This is a genomic window from Collinsella sp. CLA-AP-H1, assembly GCF_040092945.1.
Classification (GTDB): Bacteria; Actinomycetota; Coriobacteriia; order Coriobacteriales; family Coriobacteriaceae; genus Collinsella.
The window spans coordinates 35656-49730 of the sequence record NZ_JBBNKO010000009.1; the positions used below are offsets into that span (position 1 = coordinate 35656).

Here is a 14075-nt window from a genome sequence, read left to right on the forward strand (position 1 = left end):
TTGAGACAAACAGAAGACACCCGAATCGAAAATCTAAATCTGTAACACCAGGCCCACTTTTAGCGGCCAAGATGTTACAGATCGAGACAAACCGAGAACTACTACAAAGGGGACGGGTACCTTTGTGGTGGTTGCAGTCTCTATTTACTTGCCGAACCCGTGCTTCCCGATTCGCCGCTCCAGGGCATCTCATCCTCGAAGAGCCATATACGGGCAGACCCACTATCGCGTGCAGTCTGCGGGTCGGGCAAGCAGGTCTGTTCATAGGCATCTTGGATACACTGACCCATAAAATCGTTGAGCTCGGCCTGGTCGCCCTCCATGACATAGGCTGCATCGCCGGCCATGATGTAAATACCCGGACCCTCATTGCCCTCGTAACCCGGATCGTACGAGACATCACATAACTTTGCGCCGTTTGCAGTGTCCAGCTCGATGGAAGAGTGGCATCCGCCAACCATGTCGTTCGCTTTTGCCCGATAGGACGCATATCCGTACCAACGCTTAAATGTTTTGCCCTTGAGTAGCTCGGACGCCCTATCGATCAGGCTTGTATCCGTGGTATAGCGCATGGCCCCAAGCTGAATACTCGGATAATTGCTAATACCCAGCACAGCCGGCTGCTCATCAAAATCAACGGTAATGGTCTCGGGCTTGTCGTCGCCGGTCAGAAGTTCGACAGATTGAGTCACAGGCTTGACCACCGGCTCCGTCACCGCAGCAGGTAGAAATGCCATACCGACAGCGCCCGCGCCAACCACAGCGATCGCAAGCGCCAAGACAATCAATCCAATACGGGCAGAACGGCTCACGGCAAAACACCCCACAATGCAAACCTTCGCCACCTGCACTAATGATACCGCCAGCTAACACTATTACCAAAAGAAGCCGCGCGCTCCTCACCACCACAAAGGGGACAGGCACCTTTGTGGTGGTTTTCGACGCTAACGGTCGACCATCTCGCGCCATGAGATTAAACTTGAATTGTTCTCTGAACATATCCATTTCTGCCTATCCTCAACAGATCTTTGTCTCGAGGAGCGCATGTGAAGCCGTCTCATTCCACCGGTCGTAACCTCATCGCCATTCTCGCCATACCCATCGTGATGCTCTTCCTTATCGTCATCACGCCCTTTTCTTTTGGTATCGCCTCGCCCTTCGATCTTTGCGGGATGATCGACGCCGGCTCGCGTGCCACCTCGCTCTCCTTTGTCTGCCGTGGCGTGTTCTACGAATATGCAATTCCCACCGGAAGTTGGCAGTCCAAGTTACCGTTGCTCGGCAAGGTCGACGGATGCTCCCCCTATTTCTGCCTTGAACCTCAGGCGCTAAACTATCTAATCGACGACCAGCCACTCGACTCCATCACCCTCGCCTACGACTACGCACCAAACACCGATGAGCGCCACATGAACCAAGTCCTCGACAAGATGCTTGGACAGTGCGGGCTCACCGAGGAGACCGGTCGAACCATCTATAGCAACCAGAAATTAAAGCGAACAGAACTCCGCCGTGTCGGAAAAATCAAAGGGCGAAACGGGGCCGCCTACTGGGATGCCTGGGCAACACGCGACAAGGGCGAATTCGGACACAGCACCTATATGGTCACTGTCTACACCAAAGACGGAATTAAGGACAATGTTGACGATTTCGCGTCATCCAAACTCGGCATCCCCAAAACAACCAAACCCGCCAGCCCGGATGAAATTCTGTAGAGACGCTCATTAGAATGTCGTTCAACGAGCACGGCAACATCGAGCTCGCCCCCACCACCACAAAGGGGACAGGAGCCTTTGTGATGATCTTCGGCCCCGGCGTTCACCATCTCGATCTGTAACATCTAGCTGCCGTTTTGGACCTCAGATGTTACAGATCGAGACGAAATGTTCAGCAGTTCCCGTTTATCTAAATCTGTAATAACTACTCGGCAAATAAGGGTCTACCTGTTACAGAACGAGACAAACCGCGGACCACCACAAAGGCGCCTGCCCCTTCGTGGTGGTTTTCGACAAAAAGAAGCCGCCCCATTAACAGAGGCGGCATCAAGCAAGTCTATTTATTAGCGTCCCTCAAGACCCAACGAAAACGTCGCGGTAGCCCCGGCCACACCTTTCCCTCGGGCGACCCTCGCGAAGCGCGTGAGCACGAGGGAAAGGTGTGGCCGGGGCGTACAGCAGGGTTACTCGGCAGCGGCCTTGAACTTGTTGTAGTTGATCAGGCAGCCAGCCTTGACGATGGCACGCTCCTCTGCCGTCATATCGGCAATGTAGAGCTCAATCTGCTCGACCGCACCATCGGCGCGCACCACGTAGGCGGCGATGCCCTTCAGGTCGCCATCGAGCGCGGCGCGGATACCCGGCACAAAGACGTAGTCGCCCACCTCAAAGCTGGGCTCGGCCTCCATCTGGAAGGGCACCATGCCCCAGTTCATCACGTTGGAGCGATAGCGCTTGGTGGCGTACTCGTGGACGATGTTGGCCAGGCCGCCAATTACGCGCTGGCAGCTCGCGGCCTGCTCGCGGGCAGAACCGTCACCGGGCTTCTTGGCATAGAGCATGGAGCCGTACTCAGTCGCCTTGGCATCGGCCGCGACACCCGCGCCGGTCAGCGCCTCAAACACGCTGGCAAGCTCGGCATCGAGTGCCACCAGGTCGCCCGCTGCCTCGCCGGCAACGCGGCGCTTTTCCACCGCGTCGACCTCCTTGGAGCGGCCCACGTAGGCAGGGTCGCGACGGCTGAGCGTAAACTCGGCCAGACCCAGCGGGTTGGAGCGGAAGGAGCTCGTCTCGCCCGAGGGAATGAGCTCGTCGGTCGTAGTGACCGGGTCCATGATCTTGGAGCACACCTTGAGCAGGATGTCGTCGCCGAGAGGCTCCATCGCGGGCCACGGCTTGATGTTGGGGCCCTCGACCAGCTCGTCGGCCGGCTCAGCCTTGCCAAAGCCCCAGTACACGCGCTTCTTGTACGGCGCGTCGTCAAAGGCGTACTCGCAGCCCTCGTCCCAAGTCTCCTCGGGCAGGTCGGTCGCCGGCGTCAGGACGCCGCCGTTGGCAGCCGTCGCCGCAATGGAGCGAGCGTCCATCAGGGCCACGGCGCTCAGCTGACCGTTGCCCGGTTTGGAACCCTCGCGATTGGGGAAGTTGCGCGTTGTGTGGCGGATGGACAGGCCGTTGTTGGCGGGCGTGTCGCCGGCGCCGAAGCACGGGCCGCAGAATGCCGTGCGCACAATCGCGCCAGCCTCCATAAGGTCGTAGATATAGCCGCGGCGTGTAAGCTCAAGTGCCACGGGCTGGCTCGTGGGATAGACCGACAGCGAGAACTCGCCGCAGCCGGTGTTGGCGCCCTTGAGCACGCGGGCCGCCTGCACCACGGAGTCGTAGTTGCCGCCCGAGCAGCCGGCGATAACGCCCTGCTGCACGTGCAGCTTGCCGTCGACGATCTTGTCGAGCAGGCTAAAGTGCGTCTTGCCCTCGCCGATCTTGGCAGCCTCGAGCTCAACCTCGTGCAGGATGTCCTCGAGGTTCTCGTTGAGCTCATCGATCTCAAAGCCGTTGGAAGGATGGAACGGCAGCGCGATCATGGGCTTGATGCTCGACAGATCGACCTCGACGCAGCCGTCGTAGTAGGCAACATCGGCGGGCTTGAGCTCGCGGTAGTCCTCGCCGCGACCGTGCATGGTCAAAAACGCGTGCGTGTCCTCGTCGGTGGCCCAGATGCTCGACAGGCAGGTGGTCTCGGTGGTCATGACGTCGACGCCGTTGCGGTAGTCGGTCGTCATGCTCGCGATACCGGGGCCCACGAACTCCATAACCTTGTTCTTAACGTAACCCTTGGCAAAGACGGCACGGATGATGGCGAGCGCCACGTCGTGCGGGCCAACGCCGGGGCGCGGGGCGCCCGTGAGGTAGATGGCAACGACGCCGGGATAGGCGACATCGTAGGTGTCGCGCAGCAGCTGCTTTGCCAGCTCGCCACCGCCCTCGCCCACGGCCATGGTGCCCAGAGCGCCGTAGCGGGTGTGCGAGTCGGAGCCCAGGATCATCTTGCCACAGCCGGCGAAATTCTCACGCATAAAGGAGTGGATGACGGCGATGTGCGGCGGGACGAAGATGCCGCCGTACTTCTTGGCAGCCGAGAGACCAAAGACGTGGTCGTCCTCGTTGATGGTGCCGCCCACGGCACACAGCGAGTTATGGCAGTTGGTAAGCACGTAAGGCAGCGGAAACTGCTCCATGCCCGAGGCGCGCGCCGTCTGGATGATGCCGACAAAGGTGATGTCGTGGCTCGCCATGGCGTCGAAGCGAATCTTGAGCGCCTCGGGGTCGCCGGACGTGTTGTGTGCTTGAAGGATCGAATACGCGATGGTGCCGCGCTTGGCATCCTCGGGCGTCTGCTTAATACCGCGCTCGGCAGCCTCGGCCGCAGGCACAACCTCGCTGCCGCCGCGCAGGTAGATGCCGTCCTCGTACAGCTTGACCATACTGTCTCCCACTCTGCCCAAGAGATTTGGGCGCATAGCATACATTCGTTCAATATCGTGCCATAGAACGGTTACGAGTGGGTTGCGAATCTACACGTTCACTTTATCTCGGTAAAGCATAGGACGAGCACCTTGCATCACTCTCCTGACAAGGAGTGTCCCAAAGTGCCGGCACAGAAGGAACGTCCCCAAGTGCCAGCCAAAAATGGGAGTGGATAACCTCCCGTTTCTAGCCCTCAAGCGGACCAAAAGTGGGAGATTATCCACTCTCATATTGTTAGGATTTGCGTCGTAGAGCCGCCGTAACTAAAGATCGGTTCCCGCGCCCAAAAGCTTGCGCATGACTTGCTCGGGGTTGACTGAGCCGTCGCGCGGGGCCAGGGCGGTAATCTTCTTCTGCATCTTGTACTCGTGCAGCTCATCTTCGAGCTGGCGTACGCGGGCGCGGAGCTTCTCGTTCTCGCGCTCGCGCTCCTCGGCACGCTCCTTCATATCGAGGATGCGCACCACGCCGGCAAGGTTGATGCCCTCGTCGGTCAGCTGGTTGATGAGCTCCAGGCGCTCGATATCGGCGCGCGAATACAGGCGCGTGTTGCCGCCCGAGCGCTGGGGGTTCACCAGGCCCTTGGACTCGTAGACGCGCAGAGTCTGCGGATGCATGCCGGTCAACTCGGCCGCCACGCTGATCATGTACAGCGGTTTATTCCTATTGTCCTCGGCCATGCTACCTGACCCCTTTCCGTCTCGTTATCGTCCATCATAAGCCCGCGGGCGCGGGTGTGCGCCACGACCGCCCTAGTACGTCGCCTTGTAACGGTTGACCTTCTCGCGATAATCGCGCGTGTCGGCCTCGCGCAGCTTGGTCATGGCATCGCGCTCGTCATCGGACAGGTTCGTGGGGACCTGTACCTTGATTTCGACGAGCAGCGCGCCTGTGCGGCCACGGTGCTTAACGTCGGGCGCACCCATCTCCTTAAAGCGGAACTTCTTGCCCGTCTGGGTGCCAGCGGGCACCTTCAGACGAACCGTCGCGCCGCCGGGCGTGGGCACATCAACCGTGCAGCCGAGCGCCGCCTCGTAGACCGAGATCGGCACCTCCATGGTCACATCGGCACCCTTGCGCTTAAACAGCGGGTGCTCCTCCACATGCGTGGTCACGACCAGGTCGCCGCGCTCGCCGCCGGCAACGCCATACTCGCCGCGACGCTTGTAGCGTAGCTTGCCGCCGTCGACCGCGCCCGCGGGCACCGAGACCGTAATGGTCTGCTGCTCGCCTGTCGAGGGAATGCGATAGGTGACCTTGTGCGTCACGCCGCGAAACGCGTCCTCGGCCGTCACATCGACGGTCAGCGACAGGTCGCCGCCCTTGCGAGCACGGCTGCGACCCGCGCCGGCACCGGCAGCGCCCGCAGCCCCGGCAAAGCCCGAGCCCCAATCGCTGCCCCAGGCGCCGTTGCCGCTAAAGATGCTGTCGAAGATGTCGCCCCAGCCGCTGGCACCTGCGCCGGCACCGTAGCCTCCGCCATACGCGCCGCCTGCGCCCGGCATGCCGCCAAACATGAGCATCTGGTCGTACTCTTTGCGCTTCTTCTCGTCCGAAAGCGTCTCGTAGGCCTCGCTGATCTCCTTGAACTTGGCCTCGTCGCCGCCGGCATCGGGGTGATATTTTTGCGCGAGCTTGCGAAACGCGCTCTTGATCTCTTTGTCGGAGGCGCTCTTGGATACGCCCAGGATGTCATAGAAGGTTTTGCCTGCAGCCATCGTAGCTCCTCTCCTGTTACGTCCGCCGCCCATGCAGACGACGGCCCATGTTTTCATATGGCACTAGGCCAGAAAGGGCCCCGGGTGTTGCCCCGGGGCCCTTCTCAATTACTCCTCGGTGCTCTCGGCCGTATCGGCCGCAGCATCCTCGGGCGCCGCTTCGGGCTCCGGTGCGGGGCGCTTCTCGCCACCGTAGGTCACCGTCACCATCGCGGAACGCAGGATACGGTCCGCCATGCGGTAGCCCTTCTGGTACACATCGTTGACGGTCTCGTCGTACTGCGATGCGTCCTCGACGCGACCCACAGCCTGGTGCTCGAGCGGATCGAACGCCTCGCCCTTGGGGTCGATGGGCTCAACGCCCTCGTGCGCAAACACATCGAGCAGCTTGGCATGAACCGCGTCAACGCCATCGACGAACTGCTTAAAGTCGTCGGAAAGCTCTTGGCTGCGGGCATGGTCAATCGCGCGCTCGATATCGTCGATCACCGGCAACAGCGCGGTGACAAGCTTCTCGGTCGCGCGCTCGCGCTCGGCGATACGCTCGTTTGCGGTGCGGCGACGGAAGTTCTCCCAGTCGGCCTGCAGACGGGCGGTGCGCTCGGTGGCGTCCTTTGCCTTGTCCTCGGCGGCCTTCTGAGCCTCTGCCGCAGCATCAAGCTCGTTGCGCACGTCGGTAAGCTCCTTCTGAGCCTGCTCGAACTTAAGCTTAAAGTCGTTGTCGGCGGCTTCCTCACCGGCGCGGATAGCGGCTTCCACCATCTCGTCCTCGGTCATCGTCGCCTCCTTGTTGGAATCCTCTACCTGGTTCTCGGCAGCCTCGGCGGCCTCGGCCTCGTTGGCCTCGGTATCGTCGACGGCCTCTACGGGAATCTTCACGTCCTTCTCCTCAGAGTCAACGGGGGCGGCACCAACGGCAGCCGCCTCCGTGCGAGCTTTACGGGCGGACATGATTACTTGTCCTCGTCGTCCACAACCTCGTAGTCGGCGTCGACGACGTCATCGTCGGCAGGCTGGGCACCGGCGGCACCGTCGGTCTGCTGCTGAGCGTCGGCGTAGACAACCTGAGCCAGCTCGTAGGCCACAGACTGCAGGGACTCGCCGGCGGCCTTGATGGCCTCGACATCAGAGCCCTCGAGCGCCTTCTTGGCGTCGGCGATAGCGGCCTCGGCCTTGGACTTCACGTCGGCGGAAACCTTGTCGCCCAGCTCGTTGAGGGTCTGCTCGGTGGAGTAGCACAGGCTGTCGGTCTGGTTGCGGACCTCGACCTCTTCCTTCTGCTTCTTGTCCTCCTCGGCATGAGCCTCGGCGTCCTTGACCATACGATCGACTTCGTCGTCGGACAGAGCAGTGGAGCCGGAGATGGTGATCTGCTGCTCCTTGCCGGTGCCCTTGTCCTTAGCGGAGACCTTGACGATACCGTTGGCGTCGATGTCGAAGGTGACCTCGATCTGCGGCACGCCGCGGCGGGCAGCCGGGATACCGGTCAGCTGGAACTTACCGAGCGACTTGTTGTCGCGGGCAAGCTCGCGCTCGCCCTGGAGCACGTTGATCTCGACGCTGGTCTGGTTGTCGGCAGCGGTGGAGTAGACCTCGGTCTTGGAGGTCGGGATCGTGGTGTTGCGGTCGATCATCTTGGTCATGATGCCGCCCATGGTCTCGACGCCCAGCGACAGCGGGGTAACGTCGAGCAGCAGGATGCCCTCGACGTCGCCGGTGAGCACGCCGCCCTGGACGGCAGCGCCGTCGGCAACGACCTCGTCGGGGTTCACGGACATGTTGGGCTGCTTGCCGGTCATGGTCTTGACGAGCTCCTGAACGGCGGGCATACGGGTGGAGCCGCCGACGAGGATGACCTCGGTCAGATCGGAGAGCTTAAGCTTGGCGTCGCGCAGGGCATTGGTGACAGGCTGCTTGCAGCGCTCGAGCAGGTCGCGGGTAATCTTCTCGAACTCGGCGCGGGTCAGCGTGTAGTTGAGGTGCAGCGGGCCGGACTGGTTCATGGTAATGAACGGCAGGTTGATGGTGGTCTGCTGGGCAGCGGAGAGCTCCTTCTTGGCGTTCTCGGCGGCCTCCTTCAGACGCTGCAGGGCCATGGGGTCCTGACGCAGATCGACGCCGTTCTCCTGCTGGAACTTGTCGGCCATCCAGTCGATGACGCGCTGATCCCAGTCGTCGCCGCCCAGGTGGTTGTCGCCCGAGGTGGACAGAACCTCAAACACGCCGTCTGCGAGGTCGAGGATGGAGACGTCGAAGGTGCCGCCGCCCAGGTCGAAGACCAAGATGCGCTGGTCGGTGCCCTGCTTGTCCAGACCATAGGCCAGGGCAGCAGCGGTCGGCTCGTTGACGATACGCTTGACGTTGAGGCCGGCGATCTTACCGGCATCCTTGGTGGCCTGACGCTGGGCGTCGTTGAAGTAGGCCGGGACGGTGATGACGGCGTCGGTGACGGTCTCGCCCAGATACTTCTCGGCGTCGGCCTTCATCTTGGCGAGCACCATGGCGCTCACCTGCTCGGCGGTGTAGTCCTTGCCCTCGATGTCGACGACGGCACGGCCACCCTGGCCCTCCTTGACCTCATACGGCACGGTCTTGATCTCGGAGGTGCACTCGGAGTACTTGCGGCCCATGAAGCGCTTGATGGAGAACACGGTGTTCTTGGGGTTGGTGACAGCCTGGTTCTTAGCGGCCTTACCCACGACGCGGTCGCCGTCGGCACGGAAGCCCACGACGGACGGGGTGGTGCGGTCGCCCTCGGCGTTCACGATAATGGTCGGAGAACCGCCCTCGAGGACGGCCATAGCGGAGTTAGTAGTACCAAGGTCGATACCAAGAATCTTACTCATTAGAAATTCCCTCTCTCTTTTGCGTTCGCGCCGCCTCGACGATCTGTCGCGCGGCGCTTCGGCTTGTCTTTCAGGATGTAGTGTATCCCCTTATGGGCCGGAATATACAAAATCTAAGTCAATTCATATAAGATTTCTTATTGCTGAGAGTTTAGGTTCTTAAATGCGCAGGTAGACGCACTGTTTGAGTTCTCGGCAAATCTATCGAGATCTATGTAGAGATGGCTGAGGTTTGCGTCCGGGGGTGCCTGGGGGCCGTCTTGCGGAAAGCTCATCCCGGTTTGAGCGTGGATTCCGGGTCGCAGTTTCCGTCTGAAGGCTCAACCGGAAACCGTATCCCGTTTTGAGAGCTGATACCGGCTCGCATTTTCCGCTAGCGGGCCTAACCGGAAACTGCAACCCGTTTTTCGACAAAATAATGGGATGCGGTTTCCGCAAGCACGCTCAATCGCCCTATATTTCAAGTCACCTTTAGCTAACATTTACGCAGCTCATCGGCCTCACCTGCATGTTTTTTAGTAAGCCGTGGCATACTCGGCGAACGGTATGAAGATGCCGGCCAGAGGGTATTGCAAACGGTCGCTCCCGTGGTATGTTTTTGCCCGAATCAAACCGGCGCGCATCGCCTGTAGCGTCGGTCAACAGAGAGGAAACTACCATGGCTCATCCCGTAATTGATGCCGACGAGTGCATCGCTTGTGGCGTTTGCGTCGACTCCTGCCCCGCTGGCGTTCTGGAGCTCCAGGACGTCGCTACCGTCGCTGACGAGGACTCCTGCGTCGCCTGTGGCGCTTGCCAGGACGCTTGCCCCGCTGGCGCGATCACCGAGATCGTCGAGGAGTAACAACTCCCCCACTTGCACACTCAAAAGTACACCGTGCACAAAAAAGGAGGCTTCCGCATCGCCGCGGAGGCCTCCTTTTGCATATGTGGGCAGCTAATTTGGAGCGGGACCCTTGGCAGTTGCGGTGGAATAGTTCCTGTTTTATGTCTTGGATGCCGATTTTAGGAACTATTTCACCGCAACTTATAGATGCGGCGTCGACTAGGACAAATCGTCTTCGTAGGGCATCAGGTCTGCTAGGTAGCCTTTTTCCTTGAGCATCGCCTCGATCTCGTCGAGGGTCTGTTCGTCCTCCGCCGCAATGCGATGGAAGTGGTAGCCGCTGGTCACCGTCAGCAGCGGAAAGCTCTTGCCGCTCTCGATATCGCGCAGATAGCGCTCGACATCGCGACGATTGCGGATGTCCAGGTCGGCCGTAATCTTACCGTACACGCGGTGATTGACAATCACGTTGAGCACGGCGCCGCCGGCGTCGACGATACTCGTGAGCTCATCGCCTGCCTGCTCCACGCTGTGGCGAACCTTGACCAAGCGCGTAGGCACGGCGGGGCTGCTGGGGGCCTCCTGCAGCACGTAGCCGCGGTTGGTCGCCACGATATCGTGCCCATCGGCGCGCAGCAGGGCGATGTCCTGCACCACGATCTGGCGGCTCACACCCACCTCGCGGGCAAGCGCGCTGCCCGATACGGGCCCCTTGGCCCCCTCGAGCACGGCCATGATGGCACGGCGACGCTCGCGGGCGTTCATTATTTACCGTCCAGCAGACGCAGGTGCTTAAGCGAGAGGTCGAGGATCGGCGCGGAGTGCGTCAGGGCGCCCGAGCTAATAAAGTCAACGCCCAGGTCGGCAAGCGCGCGGATATTGCTGGCATCCACGTTGCCCGAACACTCGGTCTTGGCACGGCCGGCGATAAGCTCAATCGCGGCAGCCATATCGTCGTGGGTCATGTTGTCGAACATGATGATGTCGGCGCCGGCCTCCATGGCCTCGCGCACCATGTCCAGGTTCTCGCACTCGATCTCGACCGTCGTGGTAAACGATGCATGGGCGCGCGCCATCTCGATCGCGCGCGCCACGCCACCGGCGGCATCGATGTGGTTGTCCTTGAGCATGACGGCCGTCGACAGGTTGTAGCGGTGGTTGCTACCGCCGCCAATCTCAACCGCCGCCTTTTCAAACACACGCATACCCGGCGTGGTCTTGCGCGTGTCGACGAGCACGGTCTTGGTGCCCTCGAGCGCCGCGGCCATGCTGTGCGTGTAGGTAGCGATGCCGCTCATGCGCTGCAGGTAGTTGAGTGCCACGCGCTCACCCGAAAGCAGCACGCGCGCATCGCCGCGCACCTGACCCACATGGTCGCCGGCGTGCACCTCGTCGCCATCGGCAACATCAAACAGCACCGAGCTCTGCGAATCCAGCAGCTCAAAGGTGCGAGCGAACACATCCAGTCCCGCAATGATGCCGTCGGCCTTGGCGATGAGCTCCACCGTGGCGGGGCGCGCCGTGGGGCACACGCTCGCCGTGCTCACGTCCTCAAACGTAATGTCCTCGCGCAGAGCCTGCAGAATCAGATCATCGACGACGAGCTTCATGGTAATGGGATTCATGGTCTACTCCTCCACGGCCTGCGTGCCGGCGGCACGGGCCAAATCATCGATTGCCAGGGTGTCGGCACTCAGGGCGCGATGACGGCCATCGAGCGCGGGATCGCCTGCCTGCTCCACGGCCAGTGACTCGCCGGTACGCATATACCACGCGGCGCGACGACCCCAGACCAGCGCCTCGAGCAGGCTGTTTGATGCAAGGCGGTTCTTGCCGTGAACGCCGTTGCAAGCCGTCTCGCCCGCGGCGTAGAGCTCGGGCATCGAGGTGCGGCCGTCCTTGTCGACCCACACGCCGCCCATAAAGTAGTGCTGCGTGGGCGTGACGGGGATGGGCTCGTCCAGGATGTCGCGACCGTCCTCAAGGCAGCGCGCGCGGATATTGGCAAAGTGCCCGGTCACCACATCGCGCTCGACGGGGGCAAAGCTCAGCCACTCGTGCTCGGTGCCGTCCTGCTTCATCTGCTCGCGAATAGCGGCGGCGACCACGTCGCGCGGCTGAAGCTCGTCGGTAAAACGCTCGCCGGCGGCGTTGAGCAAAATCGCGCCCTCGCCGCGGCAGCTCTCGCTGATCAGGAACGTGCGACCCGGCTGCGGCGAGAACAGACCCGTGGGATGGATCTGCACGTAGTCCAGGTGCTCCATCTTAATGCCATGCTCCTGAGCAATGTAGCAGGCATCGCCCGTGAGCTGCGGGTAGTTGGTCGAATGGTCGTATACGCCGCCGATGCCGCCCGTTGCCCACAGCGTGTGGCGGGCATGGATCTTAAACGGCTCGCCGGCATGCACGCCCTCGGCGGCATTTGTCAGCTCGTCGGCGGGACGAACCGAGTTGTCCTCGTCCACGGGAACGGCGACGACACCGGCACACACCGTGGCGCCGTCACGCTCGCCCGTCAGGATGTCGGTCATGGCCACGTGCTCCAAAATCTGCACGTTGTCCAGCTTGCGAACGGCCTGGAGCAGCTTGGTCGTGATCTCCTTGCCCGTAATGTCGGCATGGAAGGCAATGCGCGGACGGCTGTGCGCGCCCTCGCGGGTAAAATTGAGGCTGCCGTCGGCCTTGCGCTCAAAATCCACGCCCATCGCTAGCAGGTCGTTGATGACCGAGCGGCTCGAGCGAATCATGATGTCGACGCTCTCGCGGCGGTTCTCGTAGTGGCCGGCGTGCATGGTGTCCTCAAAGAAGGCATCGTAGTCCGAGCCTTCGGGCAGCACGCAAATGCCGCCCTGCGCGAGCATCGAATCGCACTCATCGACCGCGCCCTTGGAGAGCATGATCACGCGCGTGCTCGTCGGCAGATTGAGGGCCGCGTACAGACCCGCCACGCCGCAGCCGGCAATGACGACGTCGCACTCCATATCGGGGTATTGTTTGATTTCCACAGGAATCCTCTCCCTTGTAATGTGGCATAAGGGACTGCCCCTCATGTCACATCGTTCTAACGTGCTGCGTACTCGAGCATACGGTCGAGCGTAAGTTTTGCCTGGTCGGCAGCCTCGTCCGAGACGCCGATCCGCACCTCGCCCTCGCCCGTCTCCAGGCAGCGCACGAGCTTCTCGAGCGTGATGAGATCCATGTTGACGCAGGTGGGCTGCACCGCGGGGAAGTAGAACTTCTTGCCGGTGCCCTGGCAGCGGCGCTCGAGCTCGTAGAGCACGCCGCGGACCGTCACGATAATGAACTCGCTCGCGTCGGACTCCTCGGCATACTTGATGATGCCGGCAGTAGAGCCGATGTAGTCGGCCTCGGCCAGGACGTCGGCCTTGCACTCGGGGTGCGCCAGCACGAGCGCGTCGGGGTGCGCCTCCTGCGCGCCGACGATCTGCTCGACGGTGATGATGTGATGACGCGGGCAGTAGCCGTTGTTGAGGATGACGTGCTTTTGCGGCACCTGCTCGGCTACGAAGCGGCCCAGGTTTTGGTCGGGAATGAACAGGATATGCTGCTGCGGCAGCTCGGACACGATCTTAACGGCGTTGGAGCTGGTGACGCACACGTCGCTCCAGCTCTTGATCTCGACCGTGGAGTTGACGTAGCAGACGACAGCCAGGTCGTCGCCGTACTCGGCGCGCGCCGCGTCGACCGTCTCGCGCTTGACCATGTGCGCCATGGGACAGTCCGCGCCCGGCTCGGGTAGCAGCACGGTCTTAGTGGGATTGAGCAGCTTGGCGCTCTCGCCCATAAACTCCACGCCGCACAACACGATGGTCTGCTGCGGCAGGCTTTTGGCGAGCTTTGCCAGGTAGAAGCTATCGCCGACGTAATCGGCAACGGCTTGAACCTCGGGCGCCACGTAATAGTGCGCCAGGATCACCGCGTCACGTTGGGTTTTTAGTTGATGAATGGCCTCGACGAGCTCTGCGGGCACCAGTGCCGCACGCTCCGTTGCCGTCGTTGCCGATGCCAGGCCGGCCGCGATATCGCGTGCAAGCTCCGACGCATCCATGTTCGCGCTCTGTGCCATCAAGGCCCCTCTCTTTTGGCGAATCTTGGGGCTTTAGTATGACACCTAGGTTTACAGCTGACAAGACAGCTGTAA

12 protein-coding genes are annotated in these 14075 nt (G+C 61.4%); 2 read left to right on the plus strand and 10 right to left on the minus strand.

Features of this window, described 5'->3' with window-relative positions:
* Nucleotides 1–140: 140 nt before the first annotated feature.
* The gene (locus AAAV44_RS06305; protein ID WP_349115043.1) at nt 141–827 is read right to left on the minus strand and encodes a hypothetical protein; all 687 of its coding nucleotides are present in this window, start codon (nt 825–827) and stop codon (nt 141–143) included.
* Between the two features lie 219 nt (nt 828–1046).
* Between AAAV44_RS06305 and AAAV44_RS06310 the strand changes: the two genes are divergently transcribed.
* A complete protein-coding gene (locus AAAV44_RS06310) occupies nt 1047–1715 on the plus strand; it encodes a hypothetical protein (RefSeq protein ID WP_349115044.1) in 669 nt (222 codons plus the stop codon).
* A gap of 464 nt (nt 1716–2179) precedes the next feature.
* Here AAAV44_RS06310 and AAAV44_RS06315 read toward each other — a convergent pair whose 3' ends face one another.
* From AAAV44_RS06315 to dnaK, 5 genes are all read right to left on the minus strand, one after another.
* Nucleotides 2180–4480 (minus strand): hydratase, encoded by a 2301-nt coding sequence (locus AAAV44_RS06315; protein ID WP_349115045.1) that lies wholly within the window; start codon nt 4478–4480, stop codon nt 2180–2182.
* A 306-nt stretch (nt 4481–4786) separates the two neighbouring features.
* Nucleotides 4787–5203 carry a helix-turn-helix transcriptional regulator gene (locus AAAV44_RS06320; protein ID WP_117746523.1) on the minus strand — a complete coding sequence of 139 codons (417 nt, stop codon included), beginning with the start codon at nt 5201–5203 and terminating at the stop codon, nt 4787–4789.
* A 72-nt stretch (nt 5204–5275) separates the two neighbouring features.
* On the minus strand, nt 5276–6241 hold the full coding sequence (locus AAAV44_RS06325) for a DnaJ C-terminal domain-containing protein (RefSeq protein ID WP_035136622.1): 966 nt from the start codon (nt 6239–6241) through the stop codon (nt 5276–5278).
* A 108-nt stretch (nt 6242–6349) separates the two neighbouring features.
* Nucleotides 6350–7192 carry a nucleotide exchange factor GrpE gene (locus AAAV44_RS06330; protein WP_349115047.1) on the minus strand — a complete coding sequence of 281 codons (843 nt, stop codon included), beginning with the start codon at nt 7190–7192 and terminating at the stop codon, nt 6350–6352.
* A gap of 2 nt (nt 7193–7194) precedes the next feature.
* Nucleotides 7195–9087 carry a molecular chaperone DnaK gene (dnaK, locus tag AAAV44_RS06335; protein ID WP_349105313.1) on the minus strand — a complete coding sequence of 631 codons (1893 nt, stop codon included), beginning with the start codon at nt 9085–9087 and terminating at the stop codon, nt 7195–7197.
* A gap of 658 nt (nt 9088–9745) precedes the next feature.
* Here dnaK and AAAV44_RS06340 point away from each other — a divergent pair.
* Nucleotides 9746–9931 (plus strand): 4Fe-4S binding protein, encoded by a 186-nt coding sequence (locus AAAV44_RS06340; RefSeq protein ID WP_006235216.1) that lies wholly within the window; start codon nt 9746–9748, stop codon nt 9929–9931.
* A 201-nt stretch (nt 9932–10132) separates the two neighbouring features.
* Here AAAV44_RS06340 and AAAV44_RS06345 read toward each other — a convergent pair whose 3' ends face one another.
* The 4 genes from AAAV44_RS06345 to nadA are packed head-to-tail and all read right to left on the minus strand — an operon-like array spanning nt 10133 to nt 14000.
* Entirely contained in the window at nt 10133–10678 is a 546-nt protein-coding gene (locus AAAV44_RS06345) for a transcription repressor NadR (RefSeq protein ID WP_006235217.1), read from the minus strand.
* Nucleotides 10678–11538, minus strand: coding sequence for a carboxylating nicotinate-nucleotide diphosphorylase (gene nadC, locus AAAV44_RS06350; RefSeq protein WP_349115048.1), 861 nt, complete (start codon nt 11536–11538; stop codon nt 10678–10680). Before nadC ends, AAAV44_RS06345 begins: the two co-directional genes overlap by 1 nt.
* Nucleotides 11539–11541: 3 nt before the next feature.
* Entirely contained in the window at nt 11542–12918 is a 1377-nt protein-coding gene (locus AAAV44_RS06355; protein ID WP_349115049.1) for an FAD-binding protein, read from the minus strand.
* Nucleotides 12919–12974: 56 nt separating this feature from the next.
* Nucleotides 12975–14000 (minus strand): quinolinate synthase NadA, encoded by a 1026-nt coding sequence (nadA, locus tag AAAV44_RS06360; protein WP_349115050.1) that lies wholly within the window; start codon nt 13998–14000, stop codon nt 12975–12977.
* Nucleotides 14001–14075: the final 75 nt, after the last annotated feature.

Excerpts from the sequence above, each read along its gene's own strand:
- AAAV44_RS06315 (WP_349115045.1), bottom strand. The coding sequence starts at position 4,480 with ATGGTCAAGCTGTACGAGGACGGCATCTACCTGCGCGGCGGCAGCGAG.
- AAAV44_RS06320 (WP_117746523.1), bottom strand. The coding sequence starts at position 5,203 with ATGGCCGAGGACAATAGGAATAAACCGCTGTACATGATCAGCGTGGCG.
- AAAV44_RS06325 (WP_035136622.1), bottom strand. The coding sequence starts at position 6,241 with ATGGCTGCAGGCAAAACCTTCTATGACATCCTGGGCGTATCCAAGAGC.
- AAAV44_RS06330 (WP_349115047.1), bottom strand. The coding sequence starts at position 7,192 with ATGTCCGCCCGTAAAGCTCGCACGGAGGCGGCTGCCGTTGGTGCCGCC.
- dnaK (WP_349105313.1), bottom strand. The coding sequence starts at position 9,087 with ATGAGTAAGATTCTTGGTATCGACCTTGGTACTACTAACTCCGCTATG.
- AAAV44_RS06340 (WP_006235216.1), top strand. The coding sequence starts at position 9,746 with ATGGCTCATCCCGTAATTGATGCCGACGAGTGCATCGCTTGTGGCGTT.
- AAAV44_RS06345 (WP_006235217.1), bottom strand. The coding sequence starts at position 10,678 with ATGAACGCCCGCGAGCGTCGCCGTGCCATCATGGCCGTGCTCGAGGGG.
- nadC (WP_349115048.1), bottom strand. The coding sequence starts at position 11,538 with ATGAATCCCATTACCATGAAGCTCGTCGTCGATGATCTGATTCTGCAG.
- nadA (WP_349115050.1), bottom strand. The coding sequence starts at position 14,000 with ATGGCACAGAGCGCGAACATGGATGCGTCGGAGCTTGCACGCGATATC.